Origin of the sequence: Chryseobacterium turcicum (assembly GCF_021010565.1) — a bacterium.
GTDB classification, from domain to species: domain Bacteria; phylum Bacteroidota; class Bacteroidia; order Flavobacteriales; family Weeksellaceae; genus Chryseobacterium; species Chryseobacterium turcicum.
The window spans coordinates 17,689-36,552 of the sequence record NZ_JAJNAY010000002.1 but is presented as its reverse complement, the minus strand read 5'-3'; the positions used below and the strand labels follow the sequence as shown (position 1 = coordinate 36,552).

Annotated in this window: 16 protein-coding genes and 5 tRNA genes; 9 read left to right on the top strand and 12 right to left on the bottom strand. The window is 33.4% G+C overall.

Annotated features, from left to right (window positions below; all coding sequences use genetic code 11):
- The first annotated feature begins 42 nt into the window (after positions 1–42).
- The 4 genes from LO744_RS14940 (at position 43) to LO744_RS14925 (ending at position 4,124) form a co-directional block, all read left to right on the top strand.
- Positions 43–789, top strand: a complete 747-nt coding sequence (locus LO744_RS14940; RefSeq protein ID WP_230670699.1) for a glycerophosphodiester phosphodiesterase family protein — start codon at positions 43–45, stop codon at positions 787–789.
- A 599-nt stretch (positions 790–1,388) separates the two neighbouring features.
- The gene (locus tag LO744_RS14935; protein WP_230670696.1) at positions 1,389–2,102 is read left to right on the top strand and encodes a 3-ketoacyl-ACP reductase; all 714 of its coding nucleotides are present in this window, start codon (positions 1,389–1,391) and stop codon (positions 2,100–2,102) included.
- A gap of 285 nt (positions 2,103–2,387) precedes the next feature.
- Positions 2,388–3,215 (top strand): 50S ribosomal protein L11 methyltransferase, encoded by an 828-nt coding sequence (gene prmA / locus LO744_RS14930; protein ID WP_230670693.1) that lies wholly within the window; start codon positions 2,388–2,390, stop codon positions 3,213–3,215.
- Between the two features lie 63 nt (positions 3,216–3,278).
- A complete protein-coding gene (locus LO744_RS14925) occupies positions 3,279–4,124 on the top strand; it encodes an SH3 domain-containing protein (protein ID WP_230670690.1) in 846 nt (281 codons plus the stop codon).
- Positions 4,125–4,769: 645 nt separating this feature from the next.
- On the opposite strand, the gene LO744_RS14920 is transcribed toward LO744_RS14925, so the two are convergent.
- The 8 genes from LO744_RS14920 to LO744_RS14885 all read right to left on the bottom strand — a co-directional run bounded on the left by LO744_RS14920 (position 4,770) and on the right by LO744_RS14885 (position 10,080).
- A complete protein-coding gene (locus LO744_RS14920) occupies positions 4,770–6,170 on the bottom strand; it encodes a TolC family protein (RefSeq protein WP_230670687.1) in 1,401 nt (466 codons plus the stop codon).
- On the bottom strand, positions 6,171–7,328 hold the full coding sequence (locus LO744_RS14915; protein WP_230670684.1) for an HlyD family secretion protein: 1,158 nt from the start codon (positions 7,326–7,328) through the stop codon (positions 6,171–6,173).
- An 11-nt stretch (positions 7,329–7,339) separates the two neighbouring features.
- Entirely contained in the window at positions 7,340–7,741 is a 402-nt protein-coding gene (locus tag LO744_RS14910; RefSeq protein ID WP_230670681.1) for a DUF3302 domain-containing protein, read from the bottom strand.
- Between the two features lie 77 nt (positions 7,742–7,818).
- Positions 7,819–8,463 (bottom strand): hypothetical protein, encoded by a 645-nt coding sequence (locus LO744_RS14905; protein WP_230670679.1) that lies wholly within the window; start codon positions 8,461–8,463, stop codon positions 7,819–7,821.
- A 103-nt stretch (positions 8,464–8,566) separates the two neighbouring features.
- A complete protein-coding gene (locus LO744_RS14900) occupies positions 8,567–9,175 on the bottom strand; it encodes a Crp/Fnr family transcriptional regulator (protein WP_230670677.1) in 609 nt (202 codons plus the stop codon).
- 179 nt (positions 9,176–9,354) lie between these two features.
- Positions 9,355–9,789, bottom strand: a complete 435-nt coding sequence (locus LO744_RS14895) for a hypothetical protein (protein WP_230670675.1) — start codon at positions 9,787–9,789, stop codon at positions 9,355–9,357.
- Between the two features lie 111 nt (positions 9,790–9,900).
- Positions 9,901–9,974 (bottom strand) — tRNA-Arg (locus tag LO744_RS14890).
- A 31-nt stretch (positions 9,975–10,005) separates the two neighbouring features.
- Positions 10,006–10,080, bottom strand: a tRNA-Pro gene (locus tag LO744_RS14885).
- A gap of 418 nt (positions 10,081–10,498) precedes the next feature.
- Between LO744_RS14885 and LO744_RS14880 the strand changes: the two genes are divergently transcribed.
- Positions 10,499–11,701 (top strand): CynX/NimT family MFS transporter, encoded by a 1,203-nt coding sequence (locus tag LO744_RS14880; protein WP_230670672.1) that lies wholly within the window; start codon positions 10,499–10,501, stop codon positions 11,699–11,701.
- Positions 11,702–11,830: 129 nt separating this feature from the next.
- Here the strand turns inward: LO744_RS14880 and LO744_RS14875 are convergent, their stop codons facing one another.
- The 4 genes from LO744_RS14875 to LO744_RS14860 all read right to left on the bottom strand — a co-directional run bounded on the left by LO744_RS14875 (position 11,831) and on the right by LO744_RS14860 (position 14,025).
- Complete coding sequence (locus LO744_RS14875) at positions 11,831–13,399, bottom strand: serine hydrolase (RefSeq protein WP_230670670.1); 1,569 nt, start codon at positions 13,397–13,399, stop codon at positions 11,831–11,833.
- A 346-nt stretch (positions 13,400–13,745) separates the two neighbouring features.
- Positions 13,746–13,819: transfer RNA gene (locus tag LO744_RS14870), tRNA-Arg, on the bottom strand.
- A gap of 31 nt (positions 13,820–13,850) precedes the next feature.
- Positions 13,851–13,925: transfer RNA gene (locus tag LO744_RS14865), tRNA-Pro, on the bottom strand.
- A gap of 13 nt (positions 13,926–13,938) precedes the next feature.
- A tRNA-Ser gene (locus tag LO744_RS14860) sits at positions 13,939–14,025 on the bottom strand.
- A 136-nt stretch (positions 14,026–14,161) separates the two neighbouring features.
- Between LO744_RS14860 and LO744_RS14855 the strand changes: the two genes are divergently transcribed.
- The 4 genes from LO744_RS14855 to LO744_RS14840 all read left to right on the top strand — a co-directional run bounded on the left by LO744_RS14855 (position 14,162) and on the right by LO744_RS14840 (position 18,817).
- Positions 14,162–15,187 (top strand): N-acetylmuramoyl-L-alanine amidase, encoded by a 1,026-nt coding sequence (locus LO744_RS14855; RefSeq protein ID WP_230670667.1) that lies wholly within the window; start codon positions 14,162–14,164, stop codon positions 15,185–15,187.
- Between the two features lie 70 nt (positions 15,188–15,257).
- Positions 15,258–16,658: an aspartate ammonia-lyase gene (aspA, locus tag LO744_RS14850; protein ID WP_230670664.1), complete on the top strand. Its 1,401-nt coding sequence runs from the start codon at positions 15,258–15,260 to the stop codon at positions 16,656–16,658.
- A 91-nt stretch (positions 16,659–16,749) separates the two neighbouring features.
- On the top strand, positions 16,750–17,604 hold the full coding sequence (locus tag LO744_RS14845) for a glycosyltransferase family 2 protein (RefSeq protein ID WP_230670662.1): 855 nt from the start codon (positions 16,750–16,752) through the stop codon (positions 17,602–17,604).
- Positions 17,605–17,788: 184 nt separating this feature from the next.
- Positions 17,789–18,817, top strand: coding sequence for a hypothetical protein (locus tag LO744_RS14840; RefSeq protein WP_230670660.1), 1,029 nt, complete (start codon positions 17,789–17,791; stop codon positions 18,815–18,817).
- The last annotated feature ends 47 nt before the right edge of the window (positions 18,818–18,864 follow it).

Genomic DNA, 18,864 nt, shown 5'->3' with positions numbered 1-18,864 from the left:
GTCTGAAAAAAGGCTTTTAGATTTTAATTATCAATCGATATTATGAAAAAGTTTATCTTAGGGTTTGCAGTTTTAACGACAGTTTTTATGAATGCACAAACCCAAATTATTGCGCACAGAGGTTATTTTCAGACAAATCCTCCAACAACGGAAAATTCTATTACAGCATTGCAGAATGCCCAAAAACTAAAGATTTACGGATCTGAGTTTGATGTAAGAATGTCTAAAGATGGTGTTTTGGTGATTAACCACGACGAGCATCACGGGAAAATGGAAATTTCAGAAACCGATTTTAAAGAATTGGAAAAACTGAAACTTTCAAATGGTGAAAAATATCCTACGCTGAAAGATTATCTGAAAGCTGGTAAGAAAGACAAAAGTTTAAAGCTTATTGTAGAAATTAAGCCTGCAAAAACTGAAGCTTTAGAAAATGAAATGGTGGAAAAAACCATTAAAATGATTAAAGAAATGAAACTGGAATCTCAATGTGAATATATCTCATTCAGCTTAAATATTTGCAAACAAATCAAAAAACTGGCTCCTGATTTTAAAGTTCAGTATTTGAGAGGTGAGCTTTCTCCACAACAGATTAAAGAAGAAGGTTTAGACGGATTAGATTATCACTATTCAGTATTTCAGAAAAACCCTACATGGATTTCTGAAGCCAATGCCTTAGGCTTAATCACCAATTCTTGGACAGTCAATGAAGTTGAAATTTACAACGAACTGAAAAAACAAGGGATAGGTTTTATTACCACTAATATTCCGGAACAGTTGAAAGGAAAATAAATTGATTAAATAATTAGAAACAAGAATCTGTCTCATTTGGGGCAGATTTTTTGTTTATGTAAGCTCAGTTCGAAATAAGATGATGTTTGTGTAGCAAAATGTTTTCTCCGGAAAAGACTATTAAGGTAGGCTAAAATAACTTGCTTTTTGTATTAAAAATAATTCATCCTTTTAACGTGCTGCTATCTAAAAGCTTATGTATTATCGTTAATCATGAATTAATATGTCGTTTAGAATTTGTTTAAAATATGTTAAAGCCCTATTAAACCTATGTTCGTCATAGCTTTCTAATTTTGCGCAAACAAAAAAATATAGGCCTAAAGAAACTTAATTATTATCGAAAGCAAAACATAACGTTGAGCTTAACGTGCATGATATGTATAGAAATTAGTCACAAGAATTTCAAATTCAAACTTTATTAAATATTGATTCCTTACATCATTTTTACTTTTTATATATTACTTTCAGAAACCGGCTTATTCGTAGGCTGGTTTTGTTTTGAGATAGAATTTAAAGATGATTAATTTTTATTAAATCAAAATCGTAAACGCTTGTTTAAAAAAATGGTTTCGTAAATTTGTACCAATAAAATTAAAACAATGAATCTAAAAGGAAAAAATGCTATTATCACCGGAGGTGGTAGAGGTTTAGGAAAGGCTGTAGCCTTAATCCTTGCCAGTGAAGGCGTAAATATAGGAATCACAGGAAGAAATGAAGAAAACCTTAAAATGACTGTTGATGAAATTCAGAAATTAGGTGTAAATGCAGCATACGCAGTGTTTAGCATCGATAATGAAATTCATGTGAAAGCAGGAATAGAATCTATTGCTGAGCAATTGGGTGGGGTAGATATTCTTATTAATAATGCGGGAATCGGAGATTTTGGTTCTATCGAAGATATGCCTTCTGAAACTTGGGAGCAAGTCATCAAAACCAATCTTTTTGGTGTTTATTATGCTTCAAAAGCAGTGTATCCGTTCTTAAAAGAAAAAGGTGAAGGTGATATTGTAAACGTAGCTTCAACAGCAGGTTTGAAAGGCGGACCCAATATGTCGGCTTATGCAGCGTCAAAAGCAGCAGTTGTCTCTTTATCTCAATCAATGATGGCAGAATGGAGAAAGCAAAATATCCGTGTGATTACTTTAACACCGAGTACAATTGCTTCAGATATGTCTATTCAGGGAGGTTTGACGGATGGTAATCCTGATAAAGTTCTTCAGCCTGAAGATTTCGCAGAATGGGTAAGAGATATTTTGAAAATGAACAGAAGAGCTTTGATTGCTAATGGTTCTATTTTCTCTACCAATCCATAATTTAGAAGTTAGAAACTAGATGTTAGAAGTTAGTATTAGGGATACTGAAATTCCCATTCAAGGAAGAGGTGGATTTTTGTGAAAACAAAAAGACGGGGTAGCTATAAATAATAACAACTTCTACATCAAGATAATAAAATCAACAAGAGCGGGCTTTAGTCCGCTTTTGCTTTGATACGATACATGACTTTAGGCAAAATGTATTTTCTTTAAATTGTAATCTTCATGGGTAAATCTCATCAGCTTTAAACTTTTAAATACTTATTTTTGCAACAAATTATTCACATGCAAAATTATTTAGAATTCGATTTCAAGATTTCACCACTTCAGCCTTGGAACGAAATATTAATGGCAGAACTTATAGAGATAGGTTTCGACAGTTTTACAGAAGAAATTCATGGTATTTTAGGATATATTCAAAAAGAACTTTTTAAAGAAGAAGAACTGAAGGCTTTGCCTCTTTTTCAGAATGATGAGGTGAAAATAGAATACACGTTCACAGAAATGCCCAATATCAACTGGAATGAAGAGTGGGAAAAGAATTTTGAACCCATCAATATTGATGATAAAGTATTAATCAGAGCAGAATTTCATGAATCTGTAGAAGGAATGCATGAGATTATCATTCAGCCTAAAATGTCTTTCGGAACAGGTCACCATCCAACAACTCATTTGATGATTCAGCAAATGATGGATATCGATTTTAAAGACAAGAAAGTCTTGGATATGGGATGTGGAACTTCAGTGTTGGCGATTTATGCAAAACAAATCGGAGCCGGAGATACAAAAGCCATCGATATTGATGAATGGTCAGTTGAAAATTCTAAAGAAAATGCTGTAAGAAACGGCGTAGAATTGGATATTGAGTTGGGAACTGCAGATAATTTAGGAAAAGAAAACTACGATATTATTTTAGCAAATATCAACAGAAATATTCTGATTTCAGATATTCCAAGGTATGTTTCTGTATTGAATGAAGGTGGAAAATTATTGCTTTCAGGATTGTGTTTCTTCGACGTTGATGATATTTTGGAAGTTTGTAAAGAAAACAATTTAGAACTTAAAAAGAAATTGCAACGTGAAGAATGGGTAAGCTTATTGCTTGAGAAATAAGATATATTATCATAATATTTTAACCTCAACCTTAACCTCAACCTCAGTATTAGCCTAAAAAATATGAAACCATTCATCACTGTTTTATTTTTATGTATCATTCAGCTTTTTTCTGCGCAGGAAGAAGATTACGAATATGCAAACGGAGTTTTTCACTTTGAAGAAAATAAAACGCAGAAAATTTTTACCGATTTTACAAGAATCAGACAATCACCCAATGTCAATGCTCAAATTTTAGATTCTTTACAAACGAATCAGCAGATTTTGATTCTTAAAAAAGATGAAACTATTTTGAAATTAGGAGAAAGAAGAGCCAATTGGTACAAGATATCTTATCAGAAAGGTGATAAAAGATCAGAAGGCTATGTTTGGGGCGGAAATCTTTGTGTGGGCTACAGAACTAAAAATGGATATGATTTTCTTTTTGGCTTAACAAAAACCATTAATAAAAAAGACAAGGAATATCCTGAAATTATAATCAAGCAAAATATTGCTTCCATTAAAATGGTTGAAGGAAATACACTGATTGATGAGGTTTCTTTCGATACCGGTTCAGGCGAAAGTCTGAGCTATGGAACGTTTACTATTGAAAGTAATCACAAATTGAAAAATGTAGAATTTACTTTAAAAGCCATGGTTTCTGGCGAAGCTTGCGGAATTGCAAGTTATGACCAATATGTCCTGTTGAAAGATAAAAAAATGATTGTACTTCCTCAGCTCATGAACGTAGGAGATGCCGATGTTTATTACCACAGTGAACAATTTGTTTTTCCTAATGATAAGGGCGGAATTCCCGATGCTTTTATCTTTAAAATGGAAGAAATGGAAAAAGATGAGAAAGAGCGTGAAAAGAAGAAAAATGCTTCAAAAACTTATCTTTGGAACGGAGATGCTTATCGACTGAAATAATTTTAACAATATATTTGAAAACCACTGTATTTTTGCAGTGGTTTTTGTTTTATCTAAACTTAATCATTTTTATATAATTCTCGCGGATTAAGCAGATTAAAAACAGCAGAAATTAATCTGCTTAATCAGCAATATCCGCGAGATAAATTATTTTCATTTAAATTTAAATAAGCTCTTAATATTTTCGTACATGACAAAAAATAATATTTAAATTTTAACCGCAAAAGTTTAGTACATGACAAAAACTTAAAATCTCTTTTTAATCGCAAAAGCATCAAAAGAAATGATTGGAAAAAGAGAAGTTCAAAAGTTTACAAAATGTTTCTTTTACTTTATCACTTGTTTTGTTAGCTTTTGGATAACTTATCCATAATAAAATCTTTTGTCACTTTTGCGGTTAAAAAAAAATGTCATGTACTAAACCGCAAAAGCTACAAAAGAAATGATTGAAAAAATAAAATTTCAAAAGAATGCAAAAAGCACAGTATCAATTCAGTGTTAATTTTGCTAACTTTTAAATCACTTTTACGACCACAAAATCTTTTGTTTCTTTTGCGGTTAAAAAATGTCATCTACAAAACTGAATATATAAAATAGGTCCCAAGTCTGCTTTTCTTTTTTGAAAAGCCACTGAGACCAATATTTCTAAAAATATTCAAGACCATTTGCTCCTAGAGCCATATAAAGATTGATTCTTTCAATACGCTGTTGCAGGTCAAGGTCGATGATGTTCATTTCTTTTTTAATCAAATCTCTTTGCTTTTGAAGTAGAACAAAACTATTATTGCTGCCTACTTTGATTTGTTTTTTCGTTAAACCAACGTTTCTTTCAAGTGAAGAAATTGCTTGTTTCTGAAAAACATTTAGCTTTTCGATAGAGCTGAGATTTGCTAATGCGGATTCTACTTCATTATAGGCCAAAAGCACTGATTTTGCATATTCTTCGACCACTTGTTTTTGCTTTGAAGTTTTTACTTCAACATTCTTTTTCAGTTTTCCTCCGTTGAAAATAGGCGTAGTCAATCCACCACCAACTTTTATTAAAGGATTGGAAAAAAGATTGCTAATAGCTCCTACATTAGTTTCTGCTGCACCAAAAGCTGCGCTGATGTTGATGGAAGGTAATCTTGCGGCTTTCGCTTCCTGAATTTCATGAAAACTGGTTTCTATCTGAAATTGCTGCGCCATAATATCCGACCTTTTTTCTAAAAGACTCAAAGGAAAATTGGCTGGAATTTCCTGTTTTAAAGCTGAAAACTCTGCATTAACTTTCAGCAAGCCTTCCGGATATCTTCCGCAAAGCATTTCTAAACTTCTTCTGGATTGTGAATTGGCATTTTTTACTTTTTCAAGATAAGAATTCAACAAAATAATTTCACTTTCGATGTTGGATAAATCAATTTCATTGGCAGTTCCGACCTTGTTTTGAACCGAATAAATTTTCTTCAAATCTTCGGTCATACCAATATACTGACTGATTTTCTGCTCCTGATATTGTCCGGCAATATTAAGATAGTAAGCTTTAGCAATCATTGCAGCAACCGATTGTTTCAACATTTTTTGCTGAAATGCTGCCGAGTAATATTGACTTACGCTCACCATTTCAGCCGATTTATTTTTTCCCCAAAGGTCGAGTTCCCAATTGGCCTTTAACTGTAAATTTCCGATGTGAGTACCGCTTACAAGATTGTTGCTGGTATTTGCCAAAGCATTTACGCTTGGGTAAAGATTGCTTCCTGCAATATCCATCGACAATTCTATTTGGTTCAGCTTTTCTTTAGAGATAATGATATCTGCGTTGTGAGCAAGGCCTTCCTTTACCAAAACTTCAAGCTCGGTTGTAATAAGTTCATGCATCCATTGATAAGAAAAATCGGGGCTGTCTGTTTCTTTATCTTGAATCCATTTATCAGGGATTTCGATGTTTGATTTTATTTCGCTGGTGTTTTTTAAAGCTTCTATTTTTTCAGGTGTTGCATTTTTGTATCCAATACAAGATGTTAAACTCAGCAACAGAACGCTTGCAATACTTATTTTCTTTAGCATTTAGTGAAGTTTTGGAATTAAGTAATTAACTTTACTGCTCACTCTTACCATCACTTTTCTTATTAAATGTAAAGGTTTAATGTTATCAGAATAAATAACGGCTGTACCTCGAGAGCCTACTGTTAATACCTGGTCTTTTTCATCTAAAACAAATTTTGCAATCAGTTTTCCGTCCGTTTCGGGCAATTGTCTCGCGGTATCTGGGATTCCGGCTGTTGTTCCGTTGCCGCCAAACATTCCTCCTGCATTATTCATAATACCCTGGCTTGTTGCATCGATTACGTATTCCAATTTTGCTTTTACCACTTTTCCGGGGGCTGTTTTTAAGGCAATTTCTACTTCATCACCATTTTTCACCGCTTCCAATTCGTTTTGAGAAAAGAATGCAATGATAGATTGCTGTTTCTGAATCAAAACAAAAGCAGACTTGAAAGGTGCGATGATTGCTCCTTCATTCAGCTGTACGTTGGGAATAAAACCGTCTGTTGGTGCTAAAACGACCGTTTGAGAAAGATTCCATTTTGCTTGCTCTAATTTGGCTTTAAGTTCCGACACTGAAGCATTTTCTCCGTTGTAATTAGAGTTGTATTTGGTTTCTAAAGATGATTTCTGAGCCTTTGCCGCACTTATTCTTGATTGTAAATCCTGTGAAGTTGACATTGCCTGTTCTAAATCAAATTTATTGGCTGCACCTGCATTTACTAATTCCTGATATTGCTTTATTCTTTTGTTGCTCAAATCCAATTGAGATTGCAGGCTCGCAATGTTTTTACGAGAAGCATCAATATCCGAGTTGTAAGACGAAACGGTAGACTTCATATTGTTTAGTTGGGCTTCCAAAGATTCTATTTCTTGTTGATAAGGCAAAGGGTCGATGGTGAATAAAGTGTCTCCTTTTTTAACTTCCTGATTGGTTTTTACATAAACTTTTTTTACTCTTCCTAAAGTTTGAGTCGTAATATCTACGCTTCGATTACCCACTTTCACATCCGATGTGATAGGGCAGAAGTAGTTCAAACTCAATATAAGAGCAATAGACCCGAAAATGGGTAAGGAATAGACAACGACCTGCGTATTGAAATTCCAAGGAATCCATTTTAATTTTTTGATGAGAAGCCAGCAAATTCCGGCATATATTCCGATAAGTAATTCTAACATAATTTTTATTCTTAATGACTTTGTGTTTCTTCTGAAAGCGATTGATTTTCTTCAATTAAAATTTCTTCTTTTTCGTTTGTAGAATCTAAATTTTCTGAATCTGAAGAAGGTGTTTTTTCTTTTTTGTAATCGTAGTTTGCCCATATTAAAGCAACAGGCCAAAGCAGACCACCAAATATTAACGACAGCAAACACATGCTTTTGATGGCGTTTAATTGTGGATGGTTTTTCTTTTCCGCCACTTTTTCAGGATAAATATGAACTTTCCAAAAAAGAAAGATTCCGGCAAATGGTAAAATAAGCATGATAAGCCAAGATGCTGTATCTGCGATAGTGTCTTCTAAAGTTCCTGTGGAAGCATACGAAAGGCCGCAACACAGGAATACACATAGTATTGTAAGTGATTTTTGCATGGTAAGATAAATTTGGGGATAAAAATCCCGGCATATCAGTTAAGATAATACCGAGAATCATAAAACATGATAAAAAACTAATTTTTAGTTCCGTATTCTTCACTAATTATATTGCGAAAGAAATCGGCATTTTCATGATAAGTGATGATTTGTTGTGGGCTTAAAATCTGGTCAAAAGCTTTGTCTGCTTTTTTCAATGCTTTGTGTAGTTTTCGTTGAGCATTGTTTTTACCTCTATTGTTATTTGCAGAAAAGTAGATATCTAAATCTTTTCTTACGTTTTCTACTATTTCTTGGTTAATGTTGAAAACCGGCGTCAACTGGTCGTTGCTTAAATCTAGCATACGTGCCATAACAATTGTTCTGAAAGTAGCGGCTCTTGCGATTTTATTTTCCTGAAAAAGTTGAAATTGTACCGGTGAAAGAATATCTTGTAAAGAATGATTTCTCTCTTTTAGAATTTTTGCAAAACTTTCGATGTTTTCTGACTGAGCTGAATTCTGAGCGATACTTTCTTTGTCTAGATTTTCTACAGCTTCAGCAGCTTCTAAATTAGCTTGATAAACTTGTTCTACCTGTATTGGGGTCATATTAAGAAATGACATTTCTTGAGTCATGTAAATCCCAGCTTTTTCTACTTGTTGTGATTGTGCATTCAGGTGCATGCTTGCTAACATTATGAATAAGCTTGATATACCTATTCTTAATTTTTTTTTGTTCATTGTTTTTTCGTTTTAAATCATACTTTTTATACAAGTGTCTGTATTACAGTTTTTTGTACGGTACAAAATTAGAACGAAGAAATCCAGAAAAACTATTCTTAAGTTATTTTTTAGGTGGTAGCTTTTTATGTATACGAGAGGTTAATCTCGATAAAGAATTGGGGGTAATCCCTAGAAAATTAGCGATATACTTACGGTTTGCATTTCTTGTAATGTAAGGACGATTTTTTAAGAAAACTTCGTAACGCGAACTTGGAGAATCACTGCAGAGCTGCTCTGTACGATTTCGTAAAGTATCAATAATAACTTTCAGAGATTTAATATAAAACTGAAAAATGCCTTTATGCTGAAAAGCTAATTCTTCAAACTGGTCTTTTGGAAACAATAATAACTGCGTATCTACAAGCGCTTCAATAGTATATTTTGTCTGTTTTTGATCATCATAATATTCAGGAATTCCGGATATTATGGCGTGTTCCTTCTCTGAGGTAAAAAAGACATTATTTTCGGTACCATCATCCGAATCAAAATACCAACGCAATAAGCCAGTTGTAAGCACAAAAACATGGTCAAATAAATCGCCAGATTCTACCAATTTTGTTTTTTTTGGAAGAAATAGAGGTTTTCCTATTTTAGATAATGCAATACGCTCTTCATCATTAAGCTGGTGAAGGTGTTCTAAATGTTGTAAGAGTTGCGAGGGCGTTGTCATGTTTTAAAAATCTCAAATAAGATGATTAAAAATAAAGAAAAAAAGTGAAAAAGATGAGAAAGATCGGGAAAAGAAGAAAAACGCATCGAAAATCTACCTTTGGAACGGAGATTCTTATCAACTGAAATAATTTTAATGATAAATTTGAAAACCACTGTATATTTACGGTGGTTTTATAGTTATTTGCGTTCTTCAGAAGTCATTTCATATTTAAAGATTCTGATTTTATCATCATTTTCTTTAATTAGAGTGATTTTATCTTTTGTTTTAAATTCTCTTTGTACACTATAAGTTAAAACATATTCTGATTTTGCATCAGTTCCTTCTTCAACAAGAGTTTGAGAGTCAATTAGAGTATATGTATAATTAGGTTTTTTACTTTCTTGAATCTGCCAATCAATAACCGATTCAACTGCATTCTTGTCGGAGGATTCAAAAAAATCTTTACTGAATAGTTTCAACAATTCTTCTTTATCACCTTTTTCTACAAGACTGTAATAGCTTTCAGTTACTTTCTCGGCTTCTTTTATGTCTTGAGAATTATTTTCACGAAACGTTTTAAAATCGCAGCTTAAAAGCAGGAATAAAAGAGATAGTGTAATGTAGATTTTCATGGTGCAATATTAATGACAAATAATTTTAAACAAAAATATTCTTAAAAATATATGTATCTAGAAAAATCATTATAAACAAAAAAACTCACAATGAAAATTGTGAGTTTTAAGTGAGCGCGTCAGGATTCGAACCTGAGACCGTCTGCTTAGAAGGCAGATGCTCTATCCAGCTGAGCTACGCACCCATTTGTAATTTTGAAAAAATTACTAAAACAGTCGGGGCGGCAGGATTCGAACCTGCGACCTCCTGGTCCCAAACCAGGCGCGATGACCGGACTACGCTACGCCCCGATTAAAGGTCATCTTTTAACAAGAATTACCTTGTTTTTTCTGAGTGCAAAGATAGGATATTTTTCTATACTTCAAAATAAAATCTGCAATAATTTTTTATAAATATTTAGACTTTACTCTTTGATGTCTATAATGATGCTGGTAATCATTTATTTATCTCATATTATAAAATTGAAAATAATTTCATTTTTGTGATGTTCAGGATAAGCGGTTAACATTAAAACTCTTTTTCTGCATAAACTAATTGTATTTTTCTGTGTTTACAGGATTAAATTGTTATTTAACGTATGTCTTCAATCCAAAGTTTTATTCGTATTTAAATTTTCATTAGATAATGTTGTCGTTTCAGATTGATATTATGGCAAATTTTAAAATAATAACATAGCTATTTTTGCTGTATCAATTTTTATAAAGTAGTATGGAAAATAAAACAACAAAAGAATTGTCATATGTAATGGTGGCAATAAATATATTAGTTCTTGTTTTGGTGTCGAGTAATCTGCGTTCTCCCATTACTTCTGTAGGCCCGGTGTTGAATCAGATTAGCAGCGAGCTTCATTTAGATAATTTTCAAAGTAGCATGCTTACGTCGATTCCTCTTTTGATGTTTGCGAGCTGTTCTGTTTTGGTTAGTAAATTTTCGCGTCGTTTAAGTATTGCTAGGTTTTTACTGTATGCATTAATTTTCTTGATTTTTGGGCTGTTTATGCGTGTGTTTGGGTCGGTTTCTACTTTGTTTGTAGGGTCAGTATTTATTGGCTTGGGAATTTGTATCGGAAATGTGGTTACTCCGGGTTATATTAAAAATAATTTCCCAAAACAGATAGGCTTAATGACCGGCATTTTTGCGGTTTCCATGAATCTTACGGCGGCTTTAGCTTCAGGATACAGCGTAAGTCTCGGTGAATGGACAGGCTACGGCTGGCGTGGTTCTTTGGGAATTTGGTTAGTGATTGCATTGTTGGCGTTGTTTGTCGTTATTTTAGAATTATTTTTAAATAAATCCAGTTTGCAACAAGTTGGAAAGTCGCTTGCTAAGTCAGATTTTAATATGTTTAAATCTAAACAAGCTTGGAATATCAGTATTTTCATGGGGCTTCAGTCTTTGGTGTATTATTCACTAATCTCGTGGCTGCCGGCTGTACTTGGCGATTATGGAATGCGTGGGAATGAACCAGGCTGGGTTTTATTTATTATACAGGTTTCGATGATTCCAATCACCTTTGTAGGGCCTATTATTGCGAGTAAAATGAAAAATCAAAAAGCGATGATTGTTTTTATCAGTGTATTGATGATAACAAGTATTCTGATGTTTGCATGGTTGAAATCTGAATGGATTTACTTAACCGCTGTATTATTAGGTTTGTCAAATGGTCTGTCATTCAGTTTGTCAATCCTATTTTTCTCTTTGCGTACACAATCTAGCGCTAATGCAATTAAAATCTCAGGAATGGCGCAATCGGTAGGGTATTTAATAGCAGCATTCGGACCCGCTATTTTCGGTAAATTACATGACTTTGATGTCTCTTGGGAATGGTCATTTTACTTTTTAGCACTTTCGATTATAATGATGTTTTATTTTGGAATGAAGGCAGCTAGAAGAAAATTGGTAGAAGAGTAAAAAATAGATTTTACTGTTGCAATAATTCTGAAAGCATTTAGAATAAAGTGTATTATCAATCATAAAAGCAAAAAAACTCACAATGTTACTGTGAGTTTTTTTGTTGTGAAAGAATGATTATCGAATCGTTTAATTCTTTATTTTTTTTAAATCTAAATCTTGAAAGTCAAAACTGAAGTCTATCTCCGGCGAAATACCTTTCATTTTTATGCTTTCCGCTTTACCTTCTTCATCTAGACTGAAGATGGCAAATGCATCGCAGTTCATATCCCTGTATTCCCATTTAATGGCAAAAGTATTTGCTTTGTAAAAACTCATCGGTCCATTTAGTTTTGGTGAACGATATGACTTAAACCATAGTTGGTTTCCTTTTAGGGAAATTTCAATTTTTCCAAACCATTTATCTTCATACAAACCGATTAAATCTTCATTTTTTAAGGTTGTATTTTTTGCTTTACTTACTGTTTCCCAAACTTTTTTGGTTACTTCATCTCCAGATTTTTTTTGAGACTGAAAATGAGCTGCATATTTATCTATCCAACCGAAATCGTTCAATCCTAAATAACTGTCGATAATAGTTTGACTGACTGATGAAAAAAGACCTGCCCCGCCATTTTCTGTATTCGTTAAAATAACAATACCCAAATTTAAATCAGGAATCATGGTGACAATAGAAAGCATTCCAGGTAAACCTCCGGTATGGGAAACGCTTAAATTTCCTTTGATGTCAGATAAATCCCAGCCTAATCCGTATCCATTAAAGTGTTGGTTATATCTTGGGTTAGAATTTGTTTTTTCAACGGTATGTATCGTCCACATTTCACTTTGTCTTTCTTCAGTGAAAAGCTGTTGGTTTAGATTGATTCCATATTTACCTTTGTTTAACTGGGTAATCATCCATTTCGACATATCATTAACATTTGATACAATTCCTCCGGCCGCACCATTTGCCATTGCTCCGTATAATGGTATTTTTTTTATAGTCCCTGATTCTGATGAATGTGGAGAAGCCATTATGCTGAAATCTTTTATTTGGTTGACTGAACTGAATGAATTTTTCATTTGTAAAGGTTCCAAAATACGTTTTTGTATAAACGCTTCCCAAGTCATTCCGCTTATTCTTGCAGTTACCTCGCCCGCCATTAAATACAGTTGATTGTCATAATCAAACTGTGTTCGGAAACCCGAAACAGGGGTGAAATACTGAAAAGATGTTACCACGTCTTTAATGGTAAAATCTGTGCCATCTGGAAACATCATTAAATCGCCGGCTCCCAAACCAAGGCCGCTTCGATGACATAATAAATCTTCAATAGTAAAATTTTCTGTCACATAGTCATTGTACATTTTAAATTCGGGAATGTATTTTTTGACTTTATCACTCCAGGAAAGCTTTCCTTCATCTACTAAAATAGATAGAGCGGCAGTGGTAAAAGCTTTGCTATTAGAGGCGATTTCAAAATTTGTATGTTGATTAACAGGTAATTTGCTGTCAACTGATTTTACACCGTATCCTTTTTCATGAATTATTTTTCCATCTTTTACAATGGCTACAGCAACTCCTGCAACATTGAATTTCCCCATTGCATTAGCAACAAGTACATCTATTTCTTTAGAATTTATTTGACTAAATATAGTATTACTTGCAAGTAATGTGATAGTTGTGATGATGAATAGATGCCATTTTGTTTTTGTCATACTTAATTATTTGTTATCATTGTTTTAGTTGTATCTAGGCATTCGATAGTTTTAAAGCTATTGATGATTTGACGGGCTAAATTTAGATATTAAAAACGGAATTTTGAGCCACAAAAAACAGTGTAAAGTATATTTCAGACTACTTCATATGTATTTGTTGGTGGTTTACTCAAAACGTTTGTTGGGGTGTTTACTTAAGGTGGGAAGGGCGTATTTAAGGAGTTTTTCTAATGAATAAGGTTGCGGGATCCAAAGAAGATAAAAAAAGTAATGAAATAAAAAGAATAATTGAAGATTCGAAACCTATAAAACAAAAAAACTCACAATTTTCATTGTGAGTTTTAAGTGAGCGCGTCAGGATTCGAACCTGAGACCGTCTGCTTAGAAGGCAGATGCTCTATCCAGCTGAGCTACGCACCCATTTGTAATTTTGAGAAAATTACTAAAACAGTCGGGGCGGCAGGATTCGAACCTGCGACCTCCTGGTCCCAAACCAGGCGCGATGACCGGACTACGCTACGCCCCGAGAATAATAAATGCGGAGAGTAAGGGATTCGAACCCTTGGTACCGTTACCAGTACGCATGTTTAGCAAACATGTCCTTTCGGCCACTCAGGCAACTCTCCTAAATAACGTCTTTTTGAATGATCGCTGCTCCGTTATTGCGAGTGCAAATATAGAACAGATTTCTTTATTTACCAAATAAAATTCAGAAAAAAATTGTGTATTTTTACGCTTATAAATGATTAAAAATTTAAACTAATGCGTAAGACATTATATATCATAAGCTTAAGTACACTTGTTTTTTCATGTACCTCACAAAAAAATATTAAAAAAAATACATATCGCCCGAAAACTCCAGTCTCACAACCAAAAACTGTAACTAATTCTGCTTCTCAGGAAAAAATTAAACCACAGATAACAAAAGAAAGTGGAGTAGAGTTTTTTACTACTAATATTGCAGATATAACTAAAAATGATAACACGGTAAGTTACGGTTCTATTGTTTCGGCAAAACCCGCAGGCTATAAAGTTGTAAAAACGCATTTCCCTGCCATTGCACAAAATTTCAGACAGAAATATCTTATTTTACATTATACCGTTTTACCGGATGATAAATCAATAACAGTACTTACTCAGCAAGGAGTAAGTGCACATTATCTGGTAAATAATTTAGGCGATAATGAAATCTATCAATTAGTAGACGAAAACAAACGTTCTTATCATGCAGGAGTAAGTGCATGGCGTGCAGATAAAAACCTAAACGATACCTCAATCGGCATTGAGATTGTAAATATGGGGTATACGGCAAATGCTGCAGGTTTAAAGACCTTCCAGCCTTTCAGTGATGACCAGATTAAGAAAGTAGCAGCTTTAGCTAAAGATATTGTAACGAGATATAATATTCCTGCAACCAATGTTTTGGCGCATTCTGATATTGCTCCTACAAGAAAACAAGATCCAGGACCACTTTTCCCATGGAAAAAATTATATGATGAGTATCAAATCGGAATGTGGTATGATGAAGCGGCTAAACAGAATCTTCTTACTTTGGCACAAACAGATATTTCAACAAAATACAATGAGCCCTCTTTTGTGTATATGGTTCAAATAGCGTTACAGAAATTTGGTTATGCTATTGAAGGAAGCGGAAAATGGGATGATGCTACCAAAAAAACAATTGAAGCATTGCAATATCACTTCAGGCCTCAAACTTATGATGGGATTATGGATGCCGAAACATGGGCAATTCTTCAAGCTTTAAATCAAAAATATCCTACAAAATAAATTTTTAAAGCGCATCTTTACGGTGCGTTTTTTTATAAATCATAATTAATAAACTATTAAATAATATTTAATGGAAAATTTTAGACAAGAAAGTGATTTACTGGGTGAATTAAATGTACCGGTAAATGCTTATTACGGAGTTCAGACTCAGAGAGCAATAGACAATTTCAAAATTTCGGGACAGCTTTTGTCGTCGTATCCTGAATTTATCAAAGGGTTGGCTTATGTGAAAAAAGCGGCTGCAAAAACCAATTATGAATTAGGTCTTTTAGACCAGGATTTATATTTTAAAATTGCAGAAACCTGCGATGAATTGATTGGAGGATTATTCCATATCGAATTTCCGGTAGACATGATTCAGGGTGGGGCAGGAACTTCTATCAACATGAATGCTAATGAAGTGATTGCTAACCGAGTTTTAGAAAAATTAGGTAAAAATAAAGGGGAATACGAATTTTGCTCGCCAAATGACCATATCAACCTTTCTCAGTCTACCAATGATGCGTATCCTACAGCAATCAAAATGGGATTGTTGCAGATGAATGATACGCTGGTGAAAAAATTAATAGGGATTGTTGAAGCTTTCCGTGCTAAAGGTGAAGAGTTTCATGATGTCATTAAAATGGGAAGAACGCAGCTTCAGGATGCTGTTCCAATGACGATGGGACAAGAGTTTGAAGCTTTTGCTGCTACTTTAGAAGAAGATATTTCAAAACTGAATAATAACGCTAATCTTTTTGTTGAAGTCAATATGGGTGCAACGGCGATTGGTACTGGGATTAATGCTCCGATTGGTTATGCTACGCTTTGCGCTAAAAACTTAGCTGAATTGACGGGATATCCTGTTATTTCAGCGCCCAATTTGGTGGAAGCAACTCCAGACACGGGTTCTTATGTAATTTACTCTTCAGCAATGAAACGTCTTGCGGTAAAACTTTCTAAAATCTGTAATGATTTAAGATTGCTTTCTTCAGGACCTAGAGCAGGATTATCTGAAATTAACCTTCCTCCAATGCAACCAGGGTCATCAATTATGCCAGGGAAAGTAAATCCTGTAATTCCGGAAGTGGTGAATCAGGTTTGCTTTAAAGTAATCGGAAATGACCTTACCGTAACTTTCGCTGCTGAAGCCGGACAACTACAATTAAACGTAATGGAACCAGTACTTTCGCATGCGATTATGGAGAATATTCATTTCTTGTGTAATGCTTTAGAAACGCTTCGTGAAAAATGTGTTGTAGGAATTACTGCCAATAAAGATGTTTGCCTGAATATGGTGAAACACAGCATTGGAATCGTAACAGCGTTAAACCCTTATATTGGTTATAAACAATCTACAAAAATTGCTAAAGAAGCGTTAGAGACCGGTAAAAGTGTTTATAATTTGGTTTTGGAACAGAATTTACTTTCTCAGGAAAGATTAGATGAGATTCTAGACCCTAAAAATATGCTGACACCGCACAATAAATAATATTAACAATAATTGATAAATGATAATTGATGCAAATCTAACTGTTGAATTTTATCATTTATCAATTATTATTTATCATTGATAATTTACATTGAAATTTTTAATCATCATTCCCGCACACAACGAGGAAAATAATCTTCCGTTTACTTTAGATTCTTTACAACAGCAAAGTTGCAGAGATTTTAGAGTGGTGGTGGTGAACGACGGCTCAACTGACTGCACTTCAGAAGTCATTAAAAAATATACTGACCAGGATTCTCGTTTTGAAACCATTAATCTTGAAAAGTCTGTGCATCAACCTGGTTCAAAAGTTGTAGCAGCGTTTAAAAAAGGATTACAGACTCAGGATTTGAATAATTTTGATATTATTTGCAAGTTTGATTCAGATATTATTTTGTCTGAAAATTACCTTCAAGCAGTTGCTAATTCTTTTGCGGAAAATACAGATTACGGTTTGGTTGGTGGTTTATTGTATGTGGAAAAAAACGGAGAATGGGTGTATGAAGGAAACTCGAATAAACATCATGTTCGTGGTCCAATGAAAGCTTACCGAAGAGAATGTTTTCTTCAAATGGGAGGTTTGCGTGAAACATTAGGTTGGGATAATATTGATGCTATTCTTCTGCAAAATTTAGGTTGGAAAGAAATTGTTCTTCCGGAATTGCATGTAAAATTAATCAAAGTAAAAGGCGCAGATTATACCATAAAACCTGCTGATTATTACGGGAGATATTTTTATTTTTTAGGACTCAACCGTTTCCTTACTTATGTTGCGGCAGCTAAAGAAGCTGTTAAAATAAAATCACCTTCGTTTTTGTTTCAGATTATCAGTTCGTATGAAAAATGCAAGTCTCAAAATCTTGAATTGAAAATTTCAAAAGAGGAGCAAAAAGTCATCAACAAACAACGTTGGGATATGTTTAAAAAGAAATGGTTTAAAGTATAAATTATGTAGTTGATAGTTTATAGTTCTTGGTTGATGGATTGGTAGTCATTGTATCAATAATCCAATATATATAATTAAATATTCACAAGAGTTTAATAATTCAATAGGAATGGGCTTAAGCTCGTTTTTAAAATAAAATTAATGCAATTGGCTTTAGCCAAAACTTAAAATCTAAATTTTCACTTTGAAAAAAATAGCTTACATAGAAATCGATACCCATGCAGAAATCGCTGCCGATTTTATGGATTTGATGAATGATTCAAAAGAATTTTCTGTGGATTATTATTTTTCGGAAAGAATTAAACACAGAATTGAAACAAGGTCTGAAAATGTTTTTCTTAGTGATAATTCAATGATTTTAGACCAGCTGAAAACTCAAAAATATGATTTGATTATTATCGGGACTGTTCATCGTTATTTTAATACTCTTTTAAATATTACTCAGAAATATAAAACTGCGGTAATTGTTCATAATCTTAATTTTTCTAAAGTTTCAAGGTTTGATTTACTTAAAAATATTTTTAAAGAAGATTTCATTTATAGACTGAAATTATGGTGGAAAGAAGGATTATTTTATTCTACAAAAGTATACCAGAAGACAAATCATCTATTGGTTTTAGATAAAACGTTTTCTTCTCAAGAATATCATTTTTTGCCTCTTTTTTATACAAAATCTATTGAAAAACCTTTAAATAAATTGTTTACGGTAGTTATTCCGGGTGGAGTTTCTCAAAAAAGAAGAGATTACCAACATGTTTTGGAGATGATTGAAAAATCGGAAGGCGCAAAAAATATTCAGTTTGTATTTCTTGGGAAAGCAATAGGCGAGGAGCTTGAAAGTATTAAAAATATTGCTGAACAATTTAATATAATCTATTTTACAGAAAGAGTTTCGCAGGAAGATTTTGAAATGTGGATGAAAAAAGCAGATGTTTTATGGTGTCCAATTCAGGAAAAGACAACGTTTTTTAGCCAAAAAGAAATCTACGGAAAAACAAAAATGACCGGAAATATCGGTGATGCCATTAAGTTTGATAAAATCGCAGTTTTCCCGGTAAATTACACTTCAAATCTCGACTTTATTGTTTCGGAAAACGAAAATGTTGTAGAGCAGTTCTACGAATTACATGACCTTCAATATGATTTTCAAAAAGACTACAGCAAACAAGTTGTTCTCGAAAACTTAGAAAATCTTCTTCAAAAACTTATCTAATCTAGATTTGATAGCAATTAATATTCGTGCATTCGTGACAAGTTGCA

What these genes read in the sequence shown, in the direction of transcription:
- LO744_RS14900 (WP_230670677.1), bottom strand. Translation starts at nt 9,175, where the DNA reads ATGACAACGCCCTCGCAACTCTTACAACATTTAGAACACCTTCACCAG.
- LO744_RS14910 (WP_230670681.1), bottom strand. Translation starts at nt 7,741, where the DNA reads ATGCAAAAATCACTTACAATACTATGTGTATTCCTGTGTTGCGGCCTT.
- LO744_RS14935 (WP_230670696.1), top strand. Translation starts at nt 1,389, where the DNA reads ATGAATCTAAAAGGAAAAAATGCTATTATCACCGGAGGTGGTAGAGGT.
- LO744_RS14940 (WP_230670699.1), top strand. Translation starts at nt 43, where the DNA reads ATGAAAAAGTTTATCTTAGGGTTTGCAGTTTTAACGACAGTTTTTATG.
- LO744_RS14905 (WP_230670679.1), bottom strand. Translation starts at nt 8,463, where the DNA reads ATGAACAAAAAAAAATTAAGAATAGGTATATCAAGCTTATTCATAATG.
- LO744_RS14925 (WP_230670690.1), top strand. Translation starts at nt 3,279, where the DNA reads ATGAAACCATTCATCACTGTTTTATTTTTATGTATCATTCAGCTTTTT.
- LO744_RS14920 (WP_230670687.1), bottom strand. Translation starts at nt 6,170, where the DNA reads ATGCTAAAGAAAATAAGTATTGCAAGCGTTCTGTTGCTGAGTTTAACA.
- prmA (WP_230670693.1), top strand. Translation starts at nt 2,388, where the DNA reads ATGCAAAATTATTTAGAATTCGATTTCAAGATTTCACCACTTCAGCCT.
- LO744_RS14895 (WP_230670675.1), bottom strand. Translation starts at nt 9,789, where the DNA reads ATGAAAATCTACATTACACTATCTCTTTTATTCCTGCTTTTAAGCTGC.
- aspA (WP_230670664.1), top strand. Translation starts at nt 15,258, where the DNA reads ATGGAAAATTTTAGACAAGAAAGTGATTTACTGGGTGAATTAAATGTA.
- LO744_RS14875 (WP_230670670.1), bottom strand. Translation starts at nt 13,399, where the DNA reads ATGACAAAAACAAAATGGCATCTATTCATCATCACAACTATCACATTA.
- LO744_RS14855 (WP_230670667.1), top strand. Translation starts at nt 14,162, where the DNA reads ATGCGTAAGACATTATATATCATAAGCTTAAGTACACTTGTTTTTTCA.
- LO744_RS14880 (WP_230670672.1), top strand. Translation starts at nt 10,499, where the DNA reads ATGGAAAATAAAACAACAAAAGAATTGTCATATGTAATGGTGGCAATA.
- LO744_RS14915 (WP_230670684.1), bottom strand. Translation starts at nt 7,328, where the DNA reads ATGTTAGAATTACTTATCGGAATATATGCCGGAATTTGCTGGCTTCTC.